Annotated in this window: 26 protein-coding genes; 7 read left to right on the forward strand and 19 right to left on the reverse strand. The window is 54.6% G+C overall.

Translation table 11 applies throughout. The features are described from left to right. Positions 1 to 467: 467 nt before the first annotated feature. Entirely contained in the window at positions 468 to 1,400 is a 933-nt protein-coding gene (locus tag M2418_RS06610; RefSeq protein WP_259145558.1) for a DUF2336 domain-containing protein, read from the forward strand. Between the two features lie 21 nt (positions 1,401 to 1,421). On the opposite strand, the gene M2418_RS06615 is transcribed toward M2418_RS06610, so the two are convergent. The 3 genes from M2418_RS06615 to M2418_RS06625 are packed head-to-tail and all read right to left on the reverse strand — an operon-like array spanning position 1,422 to position 4,259. Beyond that, positions 1,422 to 1,772, reverse strand: a complete 351-nt coding sequence (locus M2418_RS06615) for a DUF1491 family protein (RefSeq protein WP_259145560.1) — start codon at positions 1,770 to 1,772, stop codon at positions 1,422 to 1,424. 35 nt (positions 1,773 to 1,807) lie between these two features. Next, a complete protein-coding gene (locus M2418_RS06620) occupies positions 1,808 to 2,758 on the reverse strand; it encodes a peptidoglycan-binding domain-containing protein (RefSeq protein ID WP_259145561.1) in 951 nt (316 codons plus the stop codon). After that, positions 2,730 to 4,259, reverse strand: a complete 1,530-nt coding sequence (locus tag M2418_RS06625) for a HAMP domain-containing sensor histidine kinase (RefSeq protein WP_259145913.1) — start codon at positions 4,257 to 4,259, stop codon at positions 2,730 to 2,732. The genes M2418_RS06620 and M2418_RS06625 overlap by 29 nt, the downstream gene beginning before the upstream one ends. A gap of 505 nt (positions 4,260 to 4,764) precedes the next feature. Between M2418_RS06625 and M2418_RS06630 the strand changes: the two genes are divergently transcribed. Next, positions 4,765 to 5,178, forward strand: a complete 414-nt coding sequence (locus tag M2418_RS06630; RefSeq protein ID WP_259145563.1) for a DUF5330 domain-containing protein — start codon at positions 4,765 to 4,767, stop codon at positions 5,176 to 5,178. A 241-nt stretch (positions 5,179 to 5,419) separates the two neighbouring features. Beyond that, positions 5,420 to 5,836, forward strand: a complete 417-nt coding sequence (locus M2418_RS06635) for a SufE family protein (RefSeq protein WP_259145564.1) — start codon at positions 5,420 to 5,422, stop codon at positions 5,834 to 5,836. A gap of 137 nt (positions 5,837 to 5,973) precedes the next feature. On the opposite strand, the gene M2418_RS06640 is transcribed toward M2418_RS06635, so the two are convergent. The 9 genes from M2418_RS06640 to M2418_RS06680 form a co-directional block, all read right to left on the reverse strand. Continuing rightward, the gene (locus tag M2418_RS06640; RefSeq protein WP_405049395.1) at positions 5,974 to 6,312 is read right to left on the reverse strand and encodes a helix-turn-helix domain-containing protein; all 339 of its coding nucleotides are present in this window, start codon (positions 6,310 to 6,312) and stop codon (positions 5,974 to 5,976) included. 434 nt (positions 6,313 to 6,746) lie between these two features. Continuing rightward, a complete protein-coding gene (locus tag M2418_RS06645) occupies positions 6,747 to 7,175 on the reverse strand; it encodes a MucR family transcriptional regulator (RefSeq protein ID WP_192487303.1) in 429 nt (142 codons plus the stop codon). Positions 7,176 to 7,584: 409 nt separating this feature from the next. Further along, a complete protein-coding gene (gene mnhG, locus M2418_RS06650; protein ID WP_192487302.1) occupies positions 7,585 to 7,920 on the reverse strand; it encodes a monovalent cation/H(+) antiporter subunit G in 336 nt (111 codons plus the stop codon). Continuing rightward, on the reverse strand, positions 7,920 to 8,279 hold the full coding sequence (locus tag M2418_RS06655) for a cation:proton antiporter (RefSeq protein WP_259145567.1): 360 nt from the start codon (positions 8,277 to 8,279) through the stop codon (positions 7,920 to 7,922). The genes mnhG and M2418_RS06655 overlap by 1 nt, the downstream gene beginning before the upstream one ends. After that, a complete protein-coding gene (locus M2418_RS06660; protein ID WP_259145568.1) occupies positions 8,276 to 8,749 on the reverse strand; it encodes a Na+/H+ antiporter subunit E in 474 nt (157 codons plus the stop codon). The genes M2418_RS06655 and M2418_RS06660 overlap by 4 nt, the downstream gene beginning before the upstream one ends. Next, on the reverse strand, positions 8,746 to 10,320 hold the full coding sequence (locus tag M2418_RS06665; protein ID WP_259145570.1) for a Na+/H+ antiporter subunit D: 1,575 nt from the start codon (positions 10,318 to 10,320) through the stop codon (positions 8,746 to 8,748). Before M2418_RS06665 ends, M2418_RS06660 begins: the two co-directional genes overlap by 4 nt. Positions 10,321 to 10,342: 22 nt before the next feature. After that, a complete protein-coding gene (locus M2418_RS06670) occupies positions 10,343 to 10,720 on the reverse strand; it encodes a Na+/H+ antiporter subunit C (RefSeq protein WP_259145572.1) in 378 nt (125 codons plus the stop codon). Beyond that, on the reverse strand, positions 10,720 to 11,139 hold the full coding sequence (locus M2418_RS06675) for a Na+/H+ antiporter subunit B (protein ID WP_250983066.1): 420 nt from the start codon (positions 11,137 to 11,139) through the stop codon (positions 10,720 to 10,722). Before M2418_RS06675 ends, M2418_RS06670 begins: the two co-directional genes overlap by 1 nt. Continuing rightward, positions 11,136 to 13,505 carry a putative monovalent cation/H+ antiporter subunit A gene (locus M2418_RS06680; RefSeq protein WP_259145575.1) on the reverse strand — a complete coding sequence of 790 codons (2,370 nt, stop codon included), beginning with the start codon at positions 13,503 to 13,505 and terminating at the stop codon, positions 11,136 to 11,138. The genes M2418_RS06675 and M2418_RS06680 overlap by 4 nt, the downstream gene beginning before the upstream one ends. A 202-nt stretch (positions 13,506 to 13,707) precedes the next feature. Here M2418_RS06680 and msrB point away from each other — a divergent pair, with 202 nt between their 5' ends. Then, positions 13,708 to 14,115, forward strand: coding sequence for a peptide-methionine (R)-S-oxide reductase MsrB (gene msrB, locus M2418_RS06685; protein ID WP_192487295.1), 408 nt, complete (start codon positions 13,708 to 13,710; stop codon positions 14,113 to 14,115). A 112-nt stretch (positions 14,116 to 14,227) separates the two neighbouring features. Here msrB and M2418_RS06690 read toward each other — a convergent pair whose 3' ends face one another. The 5 genes from M2418_RS06690 to M2418_RS06710 form a co-directional block, all read right to left on the reverse strand. After that, on the reverse strand, positions 14,228 to 14,803 hold the full coding sequence (locus M2418_RS06690) for a histidine phosphatase family protein (protein WP_259145576.1): 576 nt from the start codon (positions 14,801 to 14,803) through the stop codon (positions 14,228 to 14,230). Then, positions 14,800 to 15,312, reverse strand: a complete 513-nt coding sequence (locus M2418_RS06695; protein WP_259145577.1) for a GNAT family N-acetyltransferase — start codon at positions 15,310 to 15,312, stop codon at positions 14,800 to 14,802. The genes M2418_RS06690 and M2418_RS06695 overlap by 4 nt, the downstream gene beginning before the upstream one ends. 45 nt (positions 15,313 to 15,357) lie before the next feature. After that, positions 15,358 to 16,029, reverse strand: a complete 672-nt coding sequence (locus M2418_RS06700; protein WP_250983070.1) for a hemolysin III family protein — start codon at positions 16,027 to 16,029, stop codon at positions 15,358 to 15,360. A 148-nt stretch (positions 16,030 to 16,177) separates the two neighbouring features. Next, positions 16,178 to 16,513, reverse strand: a complete 336-nt coding sequence (locus tag M2418_RS06705; protein ID WP_259145580.1) for a TraR/DksA C4-type zinc finger protein — start codon at positions 16,511 to 16,513, stop codon at positions 16,178 to 16,180. Between the two features lie 89 nt (positions 16,514 to 16,602). Further along, positions 16,603 to 17,013 (reverse strand): universal stress protein, encoded by a 411-nt coding sequence (locus M2418_RS06710; protein ID WP_259145582.1) that lies wholly within the window; start codon positions 17,011 to 17,013, stop codon positions 16,603 to 16,605. A 341-nt stretch (positions 17,014 to 17,354) separates the two neighbouring features. On the opposite strand from M2418_RS06710, the gene M2418_RS06715 reads away from it, so the two are divergent. Together M2418_RS06715 and M2418_RS06720 are read left to right on the forward strand one after the other, a co-directional pair. After that, positions 17,355 to 18,215, forward strand: coding sequence for a VOC family protein (locus tag M2418_RS06715; RefSeq protein ID WP_259145584.1), 861 nt, complete (start codon positions 17,355 to 17,357; stop codon positions 18,213 to 18,215). A 79-nt stretch (positions 18,216 to 18,294) separates the two neighbouring features. Beyond that, the gene (locus M2418_RS06720) at positions 18,295 to 19,455 is read left to right on the forward strand and encodes an AI-2E family transporter (RefSeq protein WP_192487288.1); all 1,161 of its coding nucleotides are present in this window, start codon (positions 18,295 to 18,297) and stop codon (positions 19,453 to 19,455) included. A gap of 3 nt (positions 19,456 to 19,458) precedes the next feature. Here M2418_RS06720 and M2418_RS06725 read toward each other — a convergent pair whose 3' ends face one another. Together M2418_RS06725 and M2418_RS06730 are read right to left on the reverse strand one after the other, a co-directional pair. Next, complete coding sequence (locus M2418_RS06725; RefSeq protein ID WP_259145587.1) at positions 19,459 to 20,196, reverse strand: polysaccharide deacetylase family protein; 738 nt, start codon at positions 20,194 to 20,196, stop codon at positions 19,459 to 19,461. A gap of 86 nt (positions 20,197 to 20,282) precedes the next feature. Beyond that, positions 20,283 to 20,672: a DUF930 domain-containing protein gene (locus M2418_RS06730; protein WP_192487286.1), complete on the reverse strand. Its 390-nt coding sequence runs from the start codon at positions 20,670 to 20,672 to the stop codon at positions 20,283 to 20,285. A 247-nt stretch (positions 20,673 to 20,919) separates the two neighbouring features. Here M2418_RS06730 and M2418_RS06735 point away from each other — a divergent pair, with 247 nt between their 5' ends. Beyond that, the gene (locus tag M2418_RS06735) at positions 20,920 to 23,013 is read left to right on the forward strand and encodes a S9 family peptidase (RefSeq protein ID WP_259145588.1); all 2,094 of its coding nucleotides are present in this window, start codon (positions 20,920 to 20,922) and stop codon (positions 23,011 to 23,013) included. Positions 23,014 to 23,034 lie beyond the last annotated feature (21 nt).

The raw sequence follows: 23,034 nt of genomic DNA on the forward strand, positions 1-23,034 counted from the left end.
ATCAACAAGATTTTATTAATCTTACAACCACGGGCCTCAATTTTAACAACCCAAGATTTAGGCGATTTATGCCGTTGTAATGAAATAGTTTTTTCTCACGCCATTTTTTGACACCCCAAAATTTGGGGGCGAAATCCGTTTATCAGCGTTTGACGGAATAAGGTTCAGTGTTCTCTATAGGATTCAGCCGTCATGACGACGGTTAGGGCCCGCATTTCATAGCAAAACTATGGTGCGGGTTCCGCATTTTCAAATGCTGCGCTTTGTTCGCCATTTCCTGCCCTCCCTGATTTTTCCGCAATTTTCCACAGCAACTTTCATGCTCGCTGAAAAACTTGGCACGCAGACCCCCATAGTTAACAGGACGTCAACGCATTTGTGCTAAATCTACACAATATTGCGTTTGCGTAAGTTGTATTGGGTGCGCTTTGGACGACCGGTTTCGAGAACTTGAAAGGCCAACGGCCATGCGGAAGAAAGATGTCGTGCTGATGGCTACGGTCACAAGCTTCGAGACACTTGCACATCCATCGAAGTCGGAATTGCGCCAGTTTGCAGAGCTTTTCATGCCTTTGTTTGCCGCTTCGACCGATGAGGCAAGGCGCCAGGCCATTGCAGCCCTATCTCAACACCCTGATATTCCGGCACCGGTGGCATTTTTTATTGCCAGCCAGCCGATTTCGATTTCCGCACCGTTTCTGATTTCTTCGAAATCTCTCAATGACGAAACGCTGATCACCATTGCCCGGACGCAAGGGCGTGCCCACGCACGCGCCATTGTGCGCAGAGAATCTCTCTCGCCAACCGTCATCGATGCCCTGGTCGGCATTGGCCATTCGCAGTCCGCCTCGCAGCCAGTGGAAACGGCAAAGGCAACGGACGCGCAGGCCGTTCAGGCCGCACCTATGCCTTCCGAAATCATCGATGTTCCGCCAAGCAATCCATCGCGGGAGGAAGAACTTCGCCAGCAGATCAAGACCATGGCTCGGCAGGTCAGCCGTCCATCCGACGATGTGCTGGGTCTTCGCCGCCTGAGCGACATTCAGGAAGCCTTGCTGGTGCGTTTTGCCCGCGAGCGGGATGCCCGGCAGTTTTCTGCCGCCCTTGCGAACACGCTTTCGGCCAGCCACTGGCTTGCAGAACGCATTATGCTGGATATTTCCGGCGTGCAGTTGGCAACAACCCTCAAGGGGCTGGGTATGAACGCGTCAGACGCGATATTCGTGCTGCAGGGTTTCTATCCGCATCTTAGCCAGAAGACTGGTGACATCAGCCGGGCTGAAGGCATCTTGTACAAGCTTGACGCGATTGCCTGTGAACAGCGTATCGAAAGCTGGCGCCGTGCCGACAGCTATACGTTCCAGCCCAAGGATGCGGACAAACAGAAACGGTTTGGCTGACACGACCAGCCAGCATGTTTCTCAGATATCGCCGTTCACAACTGTAAACAGGTCACTGGCGTTTTCCGTTTCAATTTCTACCAGCCAGAGGTCGCTGTCGAAGCGACTTTCCTTCTCAATGACAGCGGCAACCGCTGCTGCATTCTGCCGCCGCAGACGCACCTCGAAGCGGCGTCCTACGTCGCCTTCCTCACTGTCGGAGAACACCTGTGGCGCCGGGCCAAAGAGCGTTTCGGATCCATCACGAAATCGCTGGCGGATAAAGATCGCGCCCGCCTCTTCCGCCCCACGTTTTTCAACGGCCGCGAAATCTCCACTGGCAAATATCCGCCGAATGAGCGCGGCGACAAAGATATCCGATTTCAACCGCATTCAGGGTTTCCTGCTTGAATGGACAGGCGGCCCTGTTACAGGGCGCCGATATCCTTCAGCTTCTTCAATACCGCATCGCTTGGCTCGCCTGTTTCAGGCAGGCGGTAATGTTTTTCAAAGTGGCGGATCGCCGTGCGGGTCTGCTGCCCAAGCATGCCGTCCACGGTCACATTGGCATAGGCGATGTTGACCAGACCCTGCTGGATCTTGGCAACAAGCTCATTATTGACAGGCTTGATGGCGGCATTCTGCGCCGTTGCATTGACCGGTGACGGCTTGGCATTTTCCGATTTGCGAATTGCCGCCGCTACGGGATCAATCGCGACACCCTGATTGCCGGCGCTCTCGTTCGGGCGATCTCTGGGAATTGCCGATACGGTCGAACCATCGATTTTCAGTGCAGCGAGAACGCGCGTGGTCGGCTCACCGGTTTGCGTCATACCAACGGTTTCTTCAAAGAATAAGATTGCCGCCGTGGTGCGTGGACCGATCTTGCCGTCAGCTTTGCCATCGTAGAGACCCCGGCGGGCCAGTTCCTGCTGGATCTCGGCTACGAGTTGCGAAGGCACTTGGGATGGCTGGCCATCGGACACCTGTGTCGAGGCCTGCTGCGATACGGCGTCCTGCGGCTGGCCGCCGTCCTGCTGATCTCCCGCTTCACCCGGTGCGCGCTCGATACGGAATGTCGTTACATCGCCCGCTGCATCGAGTGGCTGTGCAACGCGATAGCCGGCAATGCCGTTTGGATCGACTTCGTCACGGGTTCTGAGAAACGGTGACGGATGCACACCTGGCTGGTACCAGAGCGCGTTGGCAGACACGAAACCGAAGACAATCGTAAAGGCGGCGACACCCGCTACAAGGCGCGGATGTTGACCGATCTGATACCCCACCTGGCGCCCCACAGCGCCAATAGCCAGAGAAACGACGCCCGGCTCACGGCGGGCTGGTTTCCTCTCAGGCGATTTTCGCTTTCGCGGTGCCATTTACACTTCCCTCTTTCATAACTTCCACAGAAGCGATCTGCCGAAGACGTGGCGGAAATTCGACCATGCGTTCGGTTTCATCATTCTGTGCACAGCCAATTGCGCCTGAACCGTCAATTGGCAATGTAACCGTTACAATTGTTCCTTCACCCGGACGGCTGGCAATAGCGAAACGACCGCCATGCAAACCAACCAGTCCCTTGACCAGCGAAAGACCAAGCCCCGTGCCCTCATAGCGACGGGTATATTCGTTCTGAACCTGCATGAAGGGCTGGCCCAGTAAATCGATCTTGTCAGCGGCAATACCGATACCGGTATCGCTGACGGAGATTTTCAGCATGTTACCCTCGCGGGCCGCATCCATGCTGACGACGCCACCGGCATCGGTGAATTTGAGTGCGTTGCCTGTCAGGTTGATGAGAACCTGCTGGATGGCGCGCTGGTCTGCAACCACATCGCCGAGATCGCGCTGGACGCGGCTGGTCAGAGTGACGCCCTTTTCCCTGGCCTGCAGGCCAAGCATGGCCTCGCAGGTCGAAATCGATTCGCCTATGTTGAACGGCTCCATCAGCAGCTCGTAACGACCGGCTTCCAGCTTGCTCATGTCCAGCATGGTGTTGACCACAGACAGGAGATGCGCACCGGACTGGCGGATCAGCGCAACATATTCGCGCTGGCGATCATTTTCGAACTTGCCGAAATATTCACCTGCAAGGATATCCGAAAAACCAAGGACGGCATTGAGCGGCGTGCGCAGCTCATGGCTGACGGCGGCCAGAAAACGCGACTTGGCGTCATTGGCCGATTCGGCCTCGGCGACCTTGCGTGCCACTTCACCGCGCAAAACTTCCTTTTCGGTCGTATCACGCAGCTGGCCAATGACCCGCAGAAGTTCACCACTCGGCTCGCGAACCGCCGTCATATCCATGCGGGTATGCAGGAACTGATCGGCACCACGGCTAAGAGACGATTGTTCGAAACGCAGCTCGACAGACGACTGCTCCGCACCCTGGCGCAGGCAATCCAGCGCCTGTGCAAAGGCAATACGGTCCGTCACATGAATACGCTCGGCGAACATATAACCGGCGCAATCCTTGACGCTCTTTGGAAAGGCGTCGATGTCGCGACCGGCAACATTTTGCACCATGCCCAGCTCGTCAAAAAAGATAACCACGCCAGGAACATAGGCAGCAAGCGCATCCAGCTTGACCGGCTGGTTGGCCACAGTTGCAGCGGAGGATACCGGACGGCGCACACCCAGATATACGGCAATGACAATAAGGAAGCTTGCAAGCACGATGGCTGCGCCTGCCGGAAGCGCAATTGCTGGACTTACAAACAGGCTCAAAATGGTCGGCACGACAACAAGTGCACACAAGCTGAAAGCCATGAACCGGCGCAGCACCGGCACTCTGGCGGTCCGCTGCACGGCATCTTCTTCCATGCGCGCAAGCCACGTGCTTGCGACATGATCAATGCCTGCAACCGCTCTATCAGCAATGTTACTCAATACTTGCACACCAAAACCCTAAAACGGTCTTCTCGAGGCCGGAGAATAGGTCTTGGCACTTAAAGAAAGGATAAAGACATGGGTCAGATGGGGCAGCAAAAGGGCCTGAAATCTCATTTCGGAACATTTCACAGCGACTTTGCCAATCATGGTTAATGACGGGTAAGCGACGGATTTTGCTCAATTTTCCAAATGCTGTTAATCATTGTGGCGAAGAGAACCCAACGTTTGCGGTGCATTAGGGCCGCGCTGCCGCAATTATGCTTAACATCATCGTTTAAATCAGATCCAATTGCTTAGGACGGCATGCCGGAAAAGGAAAAAAGATAAAATTTGAATCAAATTTGATGAAAATACCGCCGGAAATTTCAAACGGCTGTTGGTCTGTTGTGTGTAGGTTCTGCTCAAGCCCGAAAAACAGGGCATTCGCAAACGGGAATACCGTTGCAAAACAAGGCAGGCCTGAAAGGCAAGCCAACAAACAGGGTAGTTGACAATGTGGTTTCTTATTAAAGGAACATTCTGGTTTTCGCTGGTGCTGGTGGCGCTATCCTATTTTGGCGCCGCGCAGAACGAATCGCAGACCTCGACACCGATGAATGTCGCAGGTGCAGTTTCTGCTGCCAGTGAAGCCTACCGTTATGTCAGTGCAATCTGCACGGAGAAACCTGAAGTTTGTGAACAGGGTGCAGAGACATTCCACGCTCTGGCCGGACGTGCCCGTGACGGCGCCAAGGTTGCCTATGAATTTCTCGACACCCAGATTGGTGTCAACGAAGACAAGACCACGGCTGAGTTGACGACCGCCTCGACCGGTACGCCAAGCATTAGCGTTGAATTCCCTCAGAGTGGCGACAAGGCGACATCTGAGGGTTTCGTGCCCGTTCCGCAAAAGCGCCCTGCCCTTTGATATCCTCTGAATTCGGCGCTGCCCTCGCCATCTGAAATTCCTGCCGAAGATGACCACTCCTTCGGCACATACACCTTGCGGACAGTTGATAGCCGTCGTCTGCCGCCGGACTGCCTGAACTGGACTGAGATTTGGTCACGCCCTGCCCGGCGAAAATCCGGCAGGGCTTTTTCTTTGCTTGGCGGTTCAAATCAGCAAGATTTTCACCTATATGGCGGCAAGCAATTAAATGGATAGTGTGATGACCTCTCTCGACAAAATGATGGACGACTTTGCCTTTCTCGATGATTGGGAGGATCGCTATCGTTACGTGATCGAGTTGGGCAAGGAACTGCCTGACTTGGCCGACGAGCATAAGAACGCCCAGAACAAGGTTCAGGGCTGTGCCAGCCAGGTTTGGCTCGTGACACATGCAGATGCCGACAAAGACCCTGTGATGACGTTTGAGGGCGATTCTGACGCTCATATCGTGCGCGGGCTGGTTGCTATCGTGCTTGCCGTCTATTCCGGCAAACATGCCTCCGAGATCACGCAGCTGGATGCCATCCAAGTCTTCGACAAAATCGGTCTGGTGGAGCACCTTTCTTCCCAGCGCGCCAATGGCCTGCGCTCGATGATCAATCGCATCAGGGAAGAGGCACGGCTGCGCCTGCAATAATTATCCAGTTGGCGAGCAGGTCCTTCGGACTGGTTTCATCCTGGAAATGGTTCGTCCGCTCTTCCTTCAAAGGCGCGATTGTGGTCGCGCCTTTTTTGTGTCGTCTATCTTCGTTCACCGCGACATGGCGAACCGTTTCAGATGTCGGCCTTGCTGAAGACTGAGGCTGTAATACGCTCAAGGACAGAAACGAACTCGTCGAAACCGGGGTCGTCGCGCCTGTCCTCTACAACATTGCAGGCATAACCGACTGTTGTCCTGTCCTTGCCAAAGGATATGCCGATGTCACTGAGAGATATGCCAAGCACAACATGGCATACATACATCGCAATCTGCCTGATGTGGCAGGCCGCTCGGCGCCGGTCACTGCGCACCAGGGTACGCTCCCCCGCAAGTACCACCAATTCGCTGGTCAACTGCCTGACGATACGGCAGACGCGGCGGGTGGGAAATGGCAATCCGCCGCACATCACCATCGGTGCGGCCGGGTTCTTCTGGCCTTGTTGTGGCTGGATATCTTTCCTTTGTGTATCCCCTGGCATGAACGAACTCCCTTCATGAATAGGAATTAATTCATGTCATGTGCTGCATGCAAGAGGAAATTATCGTAACACTTTTGTACATCCTCGCAGCAACCTTGCGGCGTGACAACAAACAAACCCGCAGGAAAACATTATTTAATCATTGAAAAACAGCATCTTCACATAATTTCAGTCTATCGAAAACGAGATATTGTCGCGAGGACTGCGTATCGAGCAATGAAATAAATGTGATTTTTTTCCTCTTTATACACAAAAAATCCGTGCAAAAGAAAACCGGCCTCTAAAGGCCGGTTTTCAAAACTGCTTATTATTGCCAGTTTAAAGTCGCGACCTCGAACGTGGCCGAGGCACTGCAAACTTGAAACCGATTAGCGCGAAGCCTTGCGACGCTGGCCAAGGCCCATTTCCTTGGCGAGGCGCGAACGTGCTTCGGCATAGGCTGGGGCAACCATCGGATAATCAACCGGCAGTTCCCACTTTTCACGGTAGTCTTCCGGCGTCATGTTGTGATGGGTTGTCAGGTGGCGCTTCAGCGACTTGAAGGAACCGCCGCATTCGAGGCAGATGATCTGATCGTCCTGAACCGACTTTCTGACCGAGATGGCAGGTTTCTGTTTCTCGGCAGCAATTACAGAAGGGGCTGGGGCTGTTGTGCCACTCAAGGCGGAATGCACATCAGAAATGAGGCTTGGCAGTTCTGCAACCGGAACAACATGATTGCTGACATAGGCAGCAACAATGTCAGCGGTTAGTTCAACCAGCAGATCATGTGCACTACCGTATGCGGTTTCAGTCATATAAGTATCTCCTATCAATTCGTTCCGGTACGGCAACGTTTGATCCTGCCCTTCCATGTTTATGAACATGTTACGAAACCACCCCCAAATGGCTTCCAGCAGACAAAGCAAACATCGTCTGTTACTGGCCATTCAACGGCGCCGCACAAAGCATATGCTCATTTAGGAGAGCACTGATCACGTAGTCTCAATGATCACAAAGCATGTTGCGCGGCAGGAAAACCAGCATCAGAAACTTAATGGGAAATCGAATAACACCGTTTCAAAAAAAGTCCAATTATAATTTCATACTAATTTAAGCTACTGATTTCTTATAATTTACGTATTCCTCAAGAAAATTCTATCTTGACGTTAGAGAACCTTATGATTTGGTAATATATAGCTGGAGATCTGGATAATATTCAGATTTTCAACTTTCGGTTATCTTCAATTCATCAATAACAGACACATCACAAAGCTTGTAACCTGCGATATGGGCAGCTCTGGCAAGCAAATGCGCAGATATCGGTGCCGTCAATATAAAGAAAAAGAAACCGGCTATGGTTCGCGCCAAAATTGAAATATCGACAGAATGAATTCCTACCGCCAATAGCAGCAAACCAGAGCCGATCGTACCCGCCTTTGAGGCGGCGTGCATGCGTGTATAGAGGTCTGGGAAGCGGTTGACGCCAATGGCTGCCACAAGCGCAAACAGCGCACCGGAGAGCATCAGAAACGCGGTTATGAGCGCGATGATCAACTCCATTACTTCTTCCTTTTCGATGCTTTTTTTCGTTGTGGTTTATCATGCGGTCGTGCCGCTTTGGCGGTCACGCCGTTGTTGCTCGGCGCGCGTGACAACACGAAGCGGGCAAAAGCAACGGTTGCCAGGAACCCGACAAGGCCGAGGGCTATCGCGATATCGATGTAGAGCGTGAAACCCGTCTTGATGGCGATGACCGCGATAAAGCCGATCACAATACCAACGAGCATATCAAGGGCAACAATCCTGTCCGGAAGTGTTGGCCCCTTTATGACGCGGTAGACGGTCAGCAGAAATGACAGCGAGAGAATGACGAGGGCAGCAACAGTTGCCCATGATACGATCAGGGATACGGCGCTCATCGAAAGGCCTCCATGATCTTGCGCTCAAAGCCATTGGCAATATCCCGCTTCGTTGCCTCGATATTCGAGCAATCCACGGCGTGCACGTAAAGGAAACGCCTGTCTTCCGACACATCCACCGACAGCGTGCCCGGTGTCAGCGTAATAAGGTTGGCGAGCAAGGTTATCTCAAAGTCACTGGTCACAGTCAGGGGAAAGGCAAAAATGCCGGGCTGCAGGTCGAGGCGTGGTTTCACCACCATCACGGCGACAGTCCATGCCGACAGCATCAGCTCCTTGAAGAACAGTCCGATCAACGACGCTATACGGCCAATACGGATCCAGTAACTGCGTCCGCCCACCTGATCACGGATCAACCAAAGCGCAAATGCTGACAGAAGAAAGCCGAAACCGATATTGAGAAGCGTCGCGCTGCCGGTAATGGCAACCCAAACGACGACAAGGAGAACATTGACGATAAGCAGGGTCATCTCAGGCTCCCCTCTGGAAAGACAGACCGTATATAGGCTGATGGATCCACTAGACCTTCTGCTGCCAGCTCGCTGAGTTTAAAGACGGTTTCTGGAAATACGCCGCCAATCGTCACAAGTAGTGCAAGGCCGGCGATAGCAGTAACGGCAATCGAAGAACCTGGCTGGATGGTGACAGCAGTCTGTGTGCCGACCTGCTTCACCTGTGGGCGCCAGAAGGCCAGAAGATAGACACGACCAAAGGTCAGCGTGATGATGAAACCGGCCACCAGCAGCGAAGCTGCCAGCCACCACGCGCCGATATCAATCGCCGCCTTGACCAACATAGCCTTTGGCCAGAAACCAATGAAGGGCGGTAGCCCTGCCCCGGCAAAGAACAGTGCCAGCGCCAAGCCGGAGAACAGAGGTGCGGTTTTGTAGAGGCCGCCAAGTTCAGAGAGCGACCAGCCACCGCCAATGCGTGCGGCAACACCTGCCACAAGGTAGAGAGCGGTCATCAGCAACACGGATTGGACAGCATAAAAAATTGCGCCGCTGATACCGGCTGTAGTGCCGATGACGACACCTGCCATGATGTAACCAATACCGGACACCACAACGTAGCCCAGCATGCGCCTGATATCGTTTTGCGCCAGAGCGCCAAGTGCACCGAGGATCATGGTCAGGGCTGCGACGACGGCGATCACGAAGCTCAACTCTTCTCGCTCGACCGGAAACAGCATGACCATGACGCGCAGCAGAGAATAGACACCGACCTTGGTCAGCAGACCGCCGAACAATGCCGCAACCACGATCTTGGGCGTGTGGTAGGATGCAGGCAGCCAGAAATTGACCGGGAACGCTGCCGCCTTCATTGCAAAGGCCAGTGTAAACAGGCAGGCTAGCGTCATCATCGGAGCAGTACCCCGTAGATCACCGGCCTTCAGCACGATGTCAGCCATATTGAGCGTGCCGAAGATGGCATAGAGGTAACCGACGGTGATCAGGAACAGGGTTGTGCCTATGAGGTTTAGAACCGCATATTTCAGCGCACCGTCGATCTGCTCTCTCTCCGACCCCAGCACCAGCAGGCCAAAGGACGAAATCAGCAGCACTTCAAACCAAACATAGAGGTTGAAGATATCACCGGTGAGGAATGCGCCGCTTACACCGGCCATCAGCAACATCAAAAATGGATAGAAACCGTACCGCTTACGATTTTCATCCATATCCGACAGGGAATAAAGGCCGCAGGCAAACGACGACAGCGCCGCAACAAAGGCCAGCAACGCACCAGTCAAATCAGCGGTAAAAGCAATGCCAAATGGCGGCAGCCAGCGTCCCATGACCATGGTGAACGGCCCTTGTGTTGCAACCTTCCACAACAGAGCGGCGTCCAGAACCACAAGCACTGCAAGACCTGTCAGCGCGATACGTGCATGCAGCCATGTGGAGTGGCGCACCATCATCAAGATGGCACCAAAGGCGATGCAGACGGCAACCGGCAGGATGATCAACCACTCGGAGGTGGCCACAGGCTGCATGACCATGGCGGCGGCGTAATCTGGCGTGATAGAGGAAGGAGCGGCCATTTTTTCTTTCTATGCTGAAACGTCAGTAGCCAAGCGGCGGCAAGGGTTCATGCGCCGGTTCGGCTTTACGCATTTCGTCCGTGTCATCGGTTTTCAGTTCCTGAAAGGCACGCCAGGTCAGCACCAGCAGAAAGCAGAAAAACGAAAATGAGATCACGATGGCTGTCAGGATCAGTGCCTGTGGCAAAGGATTGGCCGTGTCTGCAGGCAACGTGCCCATGCCTGCACCAATGATTGGCGGGATTTCGCGGGTGAGACGGCCGGAGGTAAATAGCAGCAGGTTGACGGCATTGCCCAGCACCGCAACGCCCAGCAGTATGCGGATGCTGTAACGCGACAACATGAGATAGATGGCGACGGAAAAGAAGATACCGACCACAATAGAAAGAACGGCTTCCATCAGTCAACGTCCCTTTCTTCCAGCGCCAGAGCAATGGAGGTTATGGCCCCAACAACGACAAGGTAGACGCCGACATCGAAGGACATGACGGTAGCAAGCGGAACCTCGACACCGAACAGGCTGGGATAGATCCACAGGCCAGTCATGAAAGGCACACCGGCAATGACAGATACCAAACCGGATACGGTTGCCAGCAGCAAACCTGCGCCTGCAATGGCCAGCGGATGGAAACGGATGGCGCGGCGAACGGCGTTGACCCCAAAGGCAATGCCGTAGATGGCCAGCGCGGAAACGGCGATCAGTCCACCGATAAAACCGCCACCCGGCTCATTATGGCCGCGCAGCAGCACGAAGATAGAAAACAGCACCATCAGACTGGTAATCACCGGCGCAATGGTCCGCAGGATGATCGTATTCATGCGCGTTTCTCCTGCCCGCCCTGGTCATCATCCAGCGGGTGAATACGCACACCTGCCCGCAGCCGGATCAGCGCCAGAATGGCAAGGCCGGTGATCATCACGACAGAGATTTCGCCCAGCGTATCCGTGCCACGGAAATCGACAATAATGACGTTCACCACGTTGGCGCCGTGGGCAATCACCTTGGACCACTGATTGAAGAAGTCCGTCAGATTGTTGTTGAATGGCACTTGCGTGGATTTGAGCAGCATCAACGCAAAACCGGCACCGCATGCAATAGCAATGGTGCTGTCAAGTATGATCTGCCCCCAGGAACGGTGATCGACCGCAGACAGGCGCAACCGGGTCATGACAAGGGTTAGAATGACCACCGACAGGGTTTCTACCATGAACTGGGTGAAGGACAGGTCTGGTGCGCCGAACAGCAGAAACAAAACGGCAACCGAGAAGCCCTGTATACCAAGAGCAACAATGGCATTGAGGCGGGTCTTCGACATCAGGATCGCCACGAGGCCGATCAATGCAATGACGATGAAGGTCAATTCATGCAGCAGAATGTCCTGCGGCCAGACCGGCATGTCAGGCAGTTCATCGTAAACGAACAAGGGTACCAGAAGTGCAAAGGCCAGTACCGCAAAGGTCGCCGTGACATAAAACTCCATGCGGCCCGGCTGAATGAAGCGGGTAACATGAAATGCAATCTTGACCATCAGGGCCACGAAACAGTCAAAGCCCTTGTCGGGTCCGCCGCCAATTGCCTGCAGCGTCGACGCAATAAGGATGCGCAGCTTCGCAATGCTTTTATAGGCGATAATTCCAAGCACGACTGTCAGTAGCGATAGCGCCAGCGGAACACCGATATGCGGCAGCAGGGATATCTCCACCGCCCTCATCTCTCCGGCAACGGCACTTGCCATTGGCGTCGACAGGAACTGGTGGGCAACACCGGAAAACAGTGCCAGCAGCAATCCGCATGCGGCCAGGACGGTCGGGCCAAGCCACAACAATACCGGCCCTTCATGCGCATGTTTCGGTGTTTTGACCGGCTTGCCAAGGAACGGTTTCAGCGCCACGGCAAAGGCAATGGCAAACATCAGTGCATTGCCGATGATCGCGACACCGAGAAACAACACGGCGCGCGGGTCATTATGCGCCAGCGCATAGTAGATTTCTTCCTTGGCCAAAAATCCAGACATCGGCGGCAGGCCGCCCATGGAAATCGCAGAGACCAGCACCGCGGTAAAGGTTATCGGCATAGCCTTACGCAGACCGCCAAGCTTCGTCACATCGCGGGTACCTGCCTCATGATCGATAATTCCGGCGACCATAAAAAGTGCGCCTTTGAACAGCGAATGCGCGATGAGATAGAGCACGGCCGCCTCGATGGCATGTGGCGACCCAAAGCCGGTCAGCATGACCAGAAGACCAAGAGAAGACACCGTCGTATAGGCCAGCATCAGTTTGAGGTCGGTCTGCCGTACCGCGAGAAACGCGCCGACAAGCATGGTAATGCCGCCAAAGAGCGGCAGCAGGATTTCCCAGGCGGGCGTATCGCCCAATACCGGATTAAGGCGCATCAGCAGGTAGACGCCAGCTTTGACCATGGTCGCTGAGTGCAGGTAGGCCGAAACAGGTGTTGGTGCTTCCATGGCGTTGGGCAGCCAGAAATGGAATGGGAACTGCGCGGATTTGGTAAAAGCACCGCCAAGAACCAGCACCAGCGTGACCAGATAGAGCGGGCTGGCACGCAAGATATCGCCGCCGTGCATCAATTGGGAAAGTTGGGTGACGCCACTGATGTTCCAGATAAGGATCAGGCCTGCCAGCAGAGCCAAGCCACCACCACCGGTGACCAACAGCGCCTGTAACGCCGCGCGGCGTGATGCCGCGCGCTCATGGTCAAAACCGATGAGCAGGAATGATGTGATCGAGGTCAGTTCCCAATAGACGAACAGCATCAGGAAACTGTCGGAGACCACAACGCCGAGCATCGCCCCCATGAACAGCAGCAGAAAGGACAGGAAGCGCCCCTGCTGCGGATGGCCCTTGAGGTAGCCGCCAGCATAGAGAACGATGAGAGCTCCAATACCGGTAATCAACAACGCGAAGGTCAGCGAAAGGCCATCAAGAAACCACGAGAAACTAAGATTGAAGCTCGGCACCCAGATATAACCGCCAGTGACGGCTTCCCCTGCTGCGACAAGCGGCAGAAAAGAGGCGAACTGGGCAAAAGCAACGGCCGGAATGAGGGCAAGTATCCAGGCGGCGTTGTGACTGAACCTGCGAACCAGAAACGGTGCAACCAGCGCGCCTGCAAATGGCAGAAACAGCACAATGAATGTCATCAACGTGACATTTTCAGACATCTCACCCCCTGTGGAACTGTCAAGAATCCCCCTCGACAACACCCTCTTTTCAATAGGGTAACATGGGTCGTGCCTCAACCATTTTCAGCGAGAATCGGGCCATACACAAAGTTCTCCACCAAATGCGGGGAACTGGCACTTGCGGGCTTTTTTCTTGACGTAACGCACCTTATCTAAAGGGACAACAGAAAGGATCAGCGCCATGAACGACATCAAGACATCTAAACTCGTCAAAACCGATGCGGAGTGGAGAGAACAACTGACCCCGGAACAGTACCATATCCTGCGGGAACACGGTACTGAGCGCGCGTTTACCGGCCCCTATTGGGACAGCAATGAAAAGGGTCTTTACCGTTGTGCTGCCTGCGATGAGCCACTGTTTTATTCAGACACCAAATTCGATGCGGGATGCGGCTGGCCAAGTTATTTCGAGCCGGTCAAGGCTGATGCGGTAACCGAGCACAGCGATACAAAATACGGCATGGTCCGCACTGAGATCCGTTGCGCCAATTGTGGTGGCCATCTCGGCCACGTGTTCCCTGACGGGCCCAAACCGACGGGATTGCGCTACTGCATTAACGGCCATTCCATGGTGTTTGAGCCGCAATAACAAAACGCGTCTTCATGAAATTGATGAAGGGCAGGATCACATAAACTTGCCCTTCGTCTTTCGGGACGTCACCCTTACGTGGAAGGCCTTCGGCTTTCACCGCGACAGAGGCTTACTCCGGCGTGATGGATTGCCATCCGCCAAGAACGCGCTGCTCCTCACGCGACCATGTCCAGTAATGCCCTTGAAATGGCTGATCATAGGCGCGGTCAATTTTTACGCCTTGCAGGGCGCAGAGTAGCAGCGTGCCAACGCCGCCATGGGCGACAATCGCCATATCACCCACCCCGTCTGCCTCTGCTGCAATCAACTGAAAAGCCTGTAGAACACGGGCCTGCGCATCAACTGCTCTTTCCCAACCGCGCACGCTTTTATCGGGTTCGGCAAAAAACCGATCCGCCATGGCTTCGAATTCAGAGGGCGGCAAAAAGCCGGTCGCACTGCGATCATTTTCATGTAGCGCATGCTGCACCTGAACCGGAAGACCATGGAACCCGGCCAGAATGCCCGCCGCTTCAATGGCCTTTGTTTCATCACTTGCCCAGACGTTCCTAACCTCGGCCATGGCCGCAGAGGCCGCAAACACCCGCATACGGGCAATGCCCTTATCGGACAGGCACCAGCGCGGCACCGGTTTTGCCGGATCGACCACGACTTCAGGGTGGGTGATAAAATGGATGTTGCTCACGTCGGATCCGCTTCGCCGAGGCGTAGTTCCATGCAGGTAAGGTCGAGCCAGCGACCAAACTTGATGCCAACCTGCTCAAACCGGCCGACATGGCGAAAGCCCATTTTTTCATGCAGGCGAATGGACGCGGCATTTTCCGCCTCGATTGCTCCGATCAACACATGCACACCATTGTTTCTGGCGCGCAGGATCAACTCCTGCATCAGCGTTTTGCCGGCACCGGTGCCGCGCGCTTCTTTGTGCACGTAAACCGAATGCTCCATGCTACGGCGAAAACCATCAAACGCCCGCCAGTCGCCGTAAGAAGCATAACCGACACATTTGCCGTCCAGTTCAGCTGCAAGAACAGGATATCCCTTGTCCTTGCGTGCCTTGAACCAGTTCAAGCGGTTTTCCAGATCAACCACCGTGTCATTCCAGATCGCCGTGGTGTTGAGAACGGCGTCGTTATAAATATCCATGATCGCAGACAGATCTGCTTCCGTCGCGTCACGCACAATAAGTGTCATCGGGTATGTCCATCACATGTAAAGCCGGAATATGGCTCTTATGTCTCACAGGCCGGTGACAGGCGAAAGGCTGAAACAGGTGATAACCGCAGAATAATGCACGGCAGCGGCAGCCACCACGAAGCCATGCCAGATGGCGTTCTGAAAGCGCAGTTTTTCCCAGACGTGAAAGATCACGCCCAGCGAATAGATCATGCCGCCCGCCACGATCAGCCAGATGGTTACTGTCGAGAGATATTGTGAAAGCGGTGCAGCGATCAGAACACCGCTCCAGCCCATTCCGAGATAAAGCAGGATTGCCAAACGGTCATAACGACCGGGAAACAGGCATTTCAGAGCAATGCCACCAATGGCTGCCAGCCAGATGAAAGCCAACATAAACACGATTAGCGGTTCGTCTGCACCGCGTTGCAGGAATGGGGTGTAAGTGGCGGCAATCAGCAAAAAGATCGCAGAATGATCGAGCCGCCGCAGATACCATTTTGTGCGCGAATGTGGCCAGATATTATAGGTAAAGGAAATGGATAGGCACAAAACCAGCCCCAGCCCATAGACCCAGGCGGCGGCCATGCCGCTGAATGTGCTCCATACTGTAGCGTAGAAAATCAGCGCAGTTGCGCCGATCAAGGCAAGCACGATACCGACGCCATGCACGATGCCGTCGGCGACGATTTCGTGAAAATCATATTTGCGTCCCAAACGCCAAAGTTCACTCATGGCCCGTTCCTACTGTCAGGCGAATAGAATGCCGACAACACCCGCCAACAACAAGTGGTGTCTCGAAACTGACGATCACATTGCGTTCTGATATGTTGCAGCCTGTCATGAAGATGTGGCTGGCGAAGCGCCAAGCCACAGCCTCATCTCACACCTGTTCAGCTTGCTGTTCTGCCGCACATTCCTGGCAAAACGGCGTGTAGGGCACGGCTGCGAGGCGCTCAGCGGAAATGGTCTTGCCACATCTGACGCAGGAGCCGAATGTGCCATCGGAAATGCGCACCAGAGCAGCATCAATTGCCTTCAACTCATCCTGTCCGACTTGGCCAAGCTCATCCAGAACTTCGTCATTGCTGCGTTCAACGGCACGGTCTTCATTGTCAGGGTTTACCGGCTGCTCAAAGTCATCCTCGATCTTGCGCAGCCGCTTGTTCAGTTCACGTTGCCTGTCGCGCAGGATTTTTTCATAGCCAGACGTATCCATAACCCATGTCCTCTAATGGTCGATTTCAGCGCGGCGGCCACCCATCGAGAGACCGCCGTGCCAATTCAAGATGTCGTGCAGCCTTGCGTTTAACGGTCGATCAGCACCGAGCATTTTGCATGGCGTACAACGCGGTCCGCTGTCGCACCGATGAAATAGTTGGTGAAATCAGGCGTATGCGAAGCGACGACGATGAGATCGGCATGATGTTCCTCCGCGCAGGCAAGAATTTCGCGTGCCGGAGGGCCACTGCGGATTTCAACTGTTGCCTGAATGCCTGTCCGCTCTTTCAGTTCCACAAGTTTTGCCTTGCCATCCTTGATCGCATTTTCAATCAGGTCGACTGGAAGGTCTATGGCGATATAGCCCGGTAGCTGCTCGACCACATTTAGCAAAACGATCTCGCCACCAGCATCCAGCAAACCCGATGCCTTGCGGATGATCTTTTCACCCTTTTCAATGGCACTCATGTCAACAGGTACAACGATCTTCTTGTACATATGCTTCTCCTTCCACATTAAGGCTGCGGCTATTTGAGCGTGATGACAGCCCCAGTTCCCAAACCCCGACTCAGCGCAAAGCCAGTCGCCGCGAGAATTATAAAACGGTTCCACACCGACACATGCAGTTTCCCAAATTTGCGGTGCTCTGCCTTGATTAAGGTCAAGCGCAGACAACTTCATTGTCAACAAATAGTGCACGCTCAATCACCAAACGCCCCTCTTTCCTGAACGTTCCCGAGAGACCATAGTCACGTCAAATAAAGCGTCGCCGGAACGGCGCCGCAGCGCACGGCCGCCTGCTGATGAAGCACGCCAGCGCAGATGGAGTTCGTGACGTCATGACTGAAACATCGCAATTCGCACTGACACGGCCAGCCTATGTTGGACAGGCACATCTTGTCGTGAACGACTTGGCGCGCGTTTCCGACTATTACCAGAAGGTGATCGGCTTGTCGGTTATTGAAAAACAGCCAAGCGGAGAGATACTTGGTGTCAACGGCCAACCCTTGCTGACCCTTTCCACATCCAGCAATGCCGAGCGCGCACCACGCAATGCGGCAGGCCTGTTCCATACCGCCTTCCTGCTGCCTAGCCGCAAGGATTTGGCGCATTGGCTGGCCCATATTGCGCACAACAATATTCAGCTTGATGGCGCATCCGACCATCTGGTCAGCGAGGCGATCTATCTGTCCGACCCGGAAGGAAACGGTATCGAGGTTTATCGCGATCGCTCGCCTCTGGAATGGACCTATCAGCAGGACGGCACGGTGGAGATGAACACGCTGCGCCTCAACCTGCAGGAGCTATACAACTCTGCCCCCAAGACACCCTGGGAAGGTGCGCCTGATGGTACCGCCATCGGCCACATTCATTTGCAGGTCGGCAACATTCCGCAGGCAGACGAGTTTTATCAGGACGTGCTCGGCCTGAAGATCATGGCGCGCTATCCCGGCGCCAGCTTCTTTGCCACCGGCTCCTACCACCACCATGTTGCCGCCAATATCTGGAACAGCCGTGGTGCCCAGGCACGACGCGACAACATGACGGGCCTTGCCGGTTACTCGCTGCGTTTCAACGAAAAGGGTGCGTTGGACAGCGCGGTCGCCGCACTGGACCGGTTGGGTATATCAACTAAACGTCAAAGCGACGGCATCGTTCTGAAAGATCCATGGGGCATTGGTCTAAGGCTCGCAGCTTAAAATCTCTGCTGGTCACCCTCCCCCTTTGGGAACCGTAACTGTTGTTGAACGTTACTGTCCCGGACGGGGATATGAAATCATGAACGGCACCATAAAAATCGATGAAAAAGTTCCGGTGACACCGATCGTAGAGGCGCCGCAGCACAGACACGTATCAAGAAAAAATTCGCCGGATGACGATGCGCGCAGCCAGCAGCCATTGGGTCGCGAAGCGCTGGAAGTTGCGGCCAAGTGGTCGATCGTCGGTCTGTTCACCATTGCCTTTCTTGCCTGCGTACACCTGCTGTCCGTAGTGCTGATCCCCATCGTCATGGCAATCGTTGTCGGGATGATCCTTGGGATGGCAGCGGAAAAGCTGGCTGGTTACGGTATTCCGGGCTTTGGCGTGGCGCTCATTCTGTCAGGCCTTGTGGCACTGGTGTTCATTTTCGTCATCAATTCGCTGATCGATCCACTTTCCATGCTCGCTTCTCAGGGGCCGCAACTTCTGGATCAGACCGCAGAACGTTTCCTGCCCTATCTTGAGCGTGTGAGATGGCTCAATATTTCTGCGGCGACCTTCAGCTTCGGCACAATGTCGATGGAATCGCTGCTGGACCGCAGCACCGGTATCCTGTCCGTCGTCACGTCCAGCCTGACACCCGCGATTGTGCAAGGCTTGATCTTCTTTGCCGGACTTTTGATGTTCCTTTACAGCCGCTTGCGGTTGCGCAAGGGCATCATCATGGCCTTTCCAGCCCGCCACCAAAGACTACGGACTATCCGTACCATCGGGTCGGTAGAACATGTGCTTGGCACCTATTTTGCCACCGCCAGTCTGATTTATGCCGGGCTTGGTGTTACCATGGTTCTTATCGCATATCTCGGCGGTCTGGCCATGCCATTGCTATGGGGGCTGTTTGCCTTCCTCTCCAGCTTCATACCGTTTATCGGCATTGCCGTGATGACCATATCCCTGACGATTGCTGGCATGTTGACCCATGACACCTTGCTGCTTGGCCTGCTGCCCGCCTTCGTGTTCTTCACCATCCACCTGTTGATGGAAAATCTGGTGTTTCCGGCCGTGATTGGCCGCAACCTCGAAATCAATCCGTTTATCGTGTTTGTCGCGATTATCTTCTGGACATGGATGTGGGGTGCCGCAGGTGCCATGTTGGCGCTGCCTTTGTCATTGATTGGCATGACAATCGCGCAGGAGCTTTTCCCGTCGCGCAAAGTGGTGCCGAACCTTCCCGACTAAGCCTTAGTTGGTTTCGGGATCAAATCCCGGATCATCCATACGGACGAAGGTGACACCGCGTTTTTTTAAGGCGAGCAACCCCTTGGCGACGCCCTCACCTGCCTGATGGGTCGGCTGGTTGATATGGGCAATCACCACATCACCATCCTTAGCGGCAGCAATGCGTTTTTGCGCAACGCCGGCACCAAGTAGCGAACCACCGTCGCCGTTGATGGAGTAACCGGCGATACGTTCGCCGATACCATTGATCTCAGTCATGGAAGAATGGGTGTATTTAGCCGTCGCCCCACGGAACCAGCTGGGCTCCTTGCCAGTGGCCGCAATGATGGCCTCACGCCCACCATTGACCTCCCGCATGACACTTTCCATGCTGCCGGCAGCGGCAATACCATAGACAGAGACCTGACGGTCGATGGCCGGGATATGGTCTTGTCCGTGGTTCTCAATCTCAAACAGATCAGGATTGGCCAGCATGATGGCAAGCGCATCTCGATTGTGCCTGATCCAGCGTGCGGTCACGAACACGGTCGCGGGAATGCGCTCTTTGACCAGCGTATCGAGAATTCGAAAGTCGGTCTTGCCCATGCAGGCATCCAGCGTGATGGCAACCCGCGTTACGCCACTTGCCTGCGGGCGCATTTTAAGCGTCGGCTCAACCAACCCTGATGACGCAAAGGCGGGCACTGAAAACAGCGCAACAAAACAAACGCTGGCGAGGCTGGAAAGAAGATAACGGCGCATGGCAGACACAGCTCAACGGGAGAATATCAAAAGCGGATGCGCCGGATAAACGCCTGAATTATGGCTGGGTCAACAGCAAAGCTGCTTCAGTTGTAAAGGTAATACTGGCCCCATTGCGATTCCGGGACTTTTTCGCCCACACGGTAATCAAAGGATTGGATGGCAAGGTTCTGTTCGCTGGTCCGGCACTTATATTTCAGCTTGTACCATTCGCCACTGCTGCGAAACACGGCGCCTGCCGCCTTGATGGAGTTTTCTGTGACCTGCGGCTCACCGAACGTGTAGGCGATGACCTTGTCCGGCCTCATGCCCTTCTGTTCGGCGGCGATGCGCTCCATCGCCTCGATATCACAACGCTGCTCAAGACGTTCTTCCGGTGCGAGCGCGTTCAACTGTCTTTTGACGGAACTATCCAGTGCAAGGGATGGAACAGCTGACACGACAACGAGAACAACTGCCGGGAGAAGGTGACGCATATTATCCTGACCTGGTGATTTCGATTCCCTGGAAAATAAAAACAGCAACCGCTCTTTTCCACGTACCTAAGGCTGTATCGTCGAATTGTGCTCGAAACAGGGTAAATCTCAAGGGGCCAGCAGAGATGCCTGTGGATATTCAACCTTGATCCTTCCCCCGCCCCTCTCTACATCTTCTTCCACTGGTGCCACAGCCTGAAAACGGCCACTGGCGCTGCCATTCATTTCCGATGAAAGCGAGTTTGTTTTGTCGATATTCAAGAACCTCCCCGCCGCTCCTGTCGCAGAAAAAAAGCCGGTAACGGATACGCGTCACGGCATCAGCCGCACCGATGACTATGCGTGGTTTCGGGCAGACAACTGGCAGGCAATGTTCAAGGACCCGACCCTGCTCGATCCGGCAATCCGTAGCCATCTGGAAGCGGAAAACACCTATATGGAAGCTGCCCTCAGCGACACCAAACCACTGCAGGAAAAGCTGTTTGAAGAGATGAAGGGCCGCATCAAGCAGGACGATTCGTCCGTGCCTATGAAAGATGGTCCCTACGCCTACGGCACGTTGTTTGTAACCGGTGGTGAGCAGCCACACTATTTCCGCACCCCACGCGACGGTGGTGACAAGCAGGTCCTGCTTGATGGCGACAAGGAAGCTGAAGGCAAGGACTATTTCCGCCTCGCTGGCATCGACAACTCGTCCGACCACACTCATGGCATTTGGGGCTATGACGACAAGGGCTCTGAATATTTCACACTGCGGGTTCGTAATCTCGCGACCAGTGAAGATCTTGATGACGTGATCGAAAACACTGGTGGCGGCGGCGCATGGGCGCCTGACGGTAAAAGCTTTTTCTACACCTTGCAGGACGAAAACCATCGGCCGTCCAAGGTCTTCCATCACATCATCGGCCAGCCGCAATCGACAGACCGCCTGGTTTATGAGGAAAAAGACCCTGGCTTCTTTATGGGCGTTGGCGGCTCATTGCTTGAAGACTGGATCTTCATCGACATTCATGACCATGAGACCAGCGAATACCGCCTGCTGTCCACCGCCGACCTGACTGCCGAGCCCGTCATCGTGGCGAAGCGTGAGGAAGGCGTGGAATATTCCATGACCGAGGGCGGTGATGTTTTTTACATCCTGACCAATGACGGTGATGCCAAGGACTTCAAGATCATGGAAGCGCCGGTGACGGCACCGGGCAAGGAAAACTGGAAGGAAGTGGTGCCGCATGAACCGGGCCGCCTTATCCTGTCGCATCTTGCGCATGCCCGCCACCTGCTGTGGCTGGAGCGCCGTGATGGCTTGCCGCGCATCGTCATTCGTGACCGCGCGACCGGTGAAGAACACGCCATTGCCTTTGCCGAGGAAGCCTACTCTCTCGGCCTGCAGGGTGCAGCCGAATATGACACCGACACCATCCGTTTCTCCTATTCGTCGATGACCACCCCAAGCCAGTTGTTCGATTACAACATGGTGACGCGGGAACGCGTATTGTTGAAGACCCAGGAAGTTCCATCCGGCCACACTATCGATGACTACGTGACCCGCCGCGTCATGGCGACATCGCATGATGGAGCATTGGTGCCTGTATCTCTGCTCTACCACAAGGATACCAAGCTGGACGGTTCGGCCCCTTGCCTTCTCTATGGTTACGGCGCTTATGGCATCAGCATTCCGGCCTCGTTCAGCACCAACAATCTGTCACTGGCAGATCGTGGTTTTGTTTATGCCATCGCCCATATTCGCGGCGGCAAGGACAAGGGTTTCGAGTGGTATGAAACCGGCAAGATGGAGCACAAGCAGAACACCTTCAAGGACTTCATCGCTGCGGCCGACCATCTGGTGAAAGAGGGCTTTACCTCTTACGACAAGATCATCGCTGAAGGCGGATCGGCCGGTGGCATGCTGATGGGTGCCGTGGCCAATATGGCACCAGAGAAATTCGCTGGCATCATTGCAGCCGTTCCGTTCGTGGACGTGCTGACAACCATGCTGGACGACACGCTGCCGCTGACACCGCCGGAATGGCCGGAATGGGGCAACCCGATCGATTCAGAAGAGGAATATAGCTGGATTGCGGCTTACAGCCCTTACGACAATGTCAGTGCAAAGGCTTACCCGCCACTGCTGGCGATTTCCGGACTTACCGATCCGCGCGTGACCTATTGGGAACCAACGAAGTGGGTGGCAAAATTGCGCGAGTACAGCACAGGCGACGCGCCAATCTTGTTGAAGACCAACATGGCCGCCGGCCATGGCGGCAAATCCGGGCGCTTCCAGCGACTGGAGGAAATCGCCTTTGAATATTCCTTTGCCATCAAGGTCGCGGGCAAGATGTAAAGTTTGAATTGAACGGCCCCG

This window comes from Rhizobium sp. BIGb0125, assembly GCF_024810055.1.
Lineage (GTDB): Bacteria > Pseudomonadota > Alphaproteobacteria > Rhizobiales > Rhizobiaceae > Agrobacterium.

What these genes read in the sequence shown, in the direction of transcription:
- M2418_RS06665 (WP_259145570.1), bottom strand. Translation starts at nt 10,320, where the DNA reads ATGGCCGCTCCTTCCTCTATCACGCCAGATTACGCCGCCGCCATGGTC.
- M2418_RS06715 (WP_259145584.1), top strand. Translation starts at nt 17,355, where the DNA reads ATGACTGAAACATCGCAATTCGCACTGACACGGCCAGCCTATGTTGGA.
- M2418_RS06730 (WP_192487286.1), bottom strand. Translation starts at nt 20,672, where the DNA reads ATGCGTCACCTTCTCCCGGCAGTTGTTCTCGTTGTCGTGTCAGCTGTT.
- M2418_RS06725 (WP_259145587.1), bottom strand. Translation starts at nt 20,196, where the DNA reads ATGCGCCGTTATCTTCTTTCCAGCCTCGCCAGCGTTTGTTTTGTTGCG.
- M2418_RS06615 (WP_259145560.1), bottom strand. Translation starts at nt 1,772, where the DNA reads ATGCGGTTGAAATCGGATATCTTTGTCGCCGCGCTCATTCGGCGGATA.
- mnhG (WP_192487302.1), bottom strand. Translation starts at nt 7,920, where the DNA reads ATGGAGTTGATCATCGCGCTCATAACCGCGTTTCTGATGCTCTCCGGT.
- M2418_RS06705 (WP_259145580.1), bottom strand. Translation starts at nt 16,513, where the DNA reads ATGGATACGTCTGGCTATGAAAAAATCCTGCGCGACAGGCAACGTGAA.
- M2418_RS06680 (WP_259145575.1), bottom strand. Translation starts at nt 13,505, where the DNA reads ATGTCTGAAAATGTCACGTTGATGACATTCATTGTGCTGTTTCTGCCA.
- M2418_RS06640 (WP_405049395.1), bottom strand. Translation starts at nt 6,312, where the DNA reads ATGGTGATGTGCGGCGGATTGCCATTTCCCACCCGCCGCGTCTGCCGT.
- M2418_RS06720 (WP_192487288.1), top strand. Translation starts at nt 18,295, where the DNA reads ATGAACGGCACCATAAAAATCGATGAAAAAGTTCCGGTGACACCGATC.
- M2418_RS06695 (WP_259145577.1), bottom strand. Translation starts at nt 15,312, where the DNA reads ATGACACTTATTGTGCGTGACGCGACGGAAGCAGATCTGTCTGCGATC.
- msrB (WP_192487295.1), top strand. Translation starts at nt 13,708, where the DNA reads ATGAACGACATCAAGACATCTAAACTCGTCAAAACCGATGCGGAGTGG.
- M2418_RS06630 (WP_259145563.1), top strand. Translation starts at nt 4,765, where the DNA reads ATGTGGTTTCTTATTAAAGGAACATTCTGGTTTTCGCTGGTGCTGGTG.
- M2418_RS06700 (WP_250983070.1), bottom strand. Translation starts at nt 16,029, where the DNA reads ATGAGTGAACTTTGGCGTTTGGGACGCAAATATGATTTTCACGAAATC.
- M2418_RS06610 (WP_259145558.1), top strand. Translation starts at nt 468, where the DNA reads ATGCGGAAGAAAGATGTCGTGCTGATGGCTACGGTCACAAGCTTCGAG.
- M2418_RS06675 (WP_250983066.1), bottom strand. Translation starts at nt 11,139, where the DNA reads ATGAATACGATCATCCTGCGGACCATTGCGCCGGTGATTACCAGTCTG.
- M2418_RS06660 (WP_259145568.1), bottom strand. Translation starts at nt 8,749, where the DNA reads ATGACCCTGCTTATCGTCAATGTTCTCCTTGTCGTCGTTTGGGTTGCC.
- M2418_RS06620 (WP_259145561.1), bottom strand. Translation starts at nt 2,758, where the DNA reads ATGGCACCGCGAAAGCGAAAATCGCCTGAGAGGAAACCAGCCCGCCGT.
- M2418_RS06655 (WP_259145567.1), bottom strand. Translation starts at nt 8,279, where the DNA reads ATGAGCGCCGTATCCCTGATCGTATCATGGGCAACTGTTGCTGCCCTC.
- M2418_RS06710 (WP_259145582.1), bottom strand. Translation starts at nt 17,013, where the DNA reads ATGTACAAGAAGATCGTTGTACCTGTTGACATGAGTGCCATTGAAAAG.
- M2418_RS06635 (WP_259145564.1), top strand. Translation starts at nt 5,420, where the DNA reads ATGACCTCTCTCGACAAAATGATGGACGACTTTGCCTTTCTCGATGAT.
- M2418_RS06670 (WP_259145572.1), bottom strand. Translation starts at nt 10,720, where the DNA reads ATGGAAGCCGTTCTTTCTATTGTGGTCGGTATCTTCTTTTCCGTCGCC.
- M2418_RS06645 (WP_192487303.1), bottom strand. Translation starts at nt 7,175, where the DNA reads ATGACTGAAACCGCATACGGTAGTGCACATGATCTGCTGGTTGAACTA.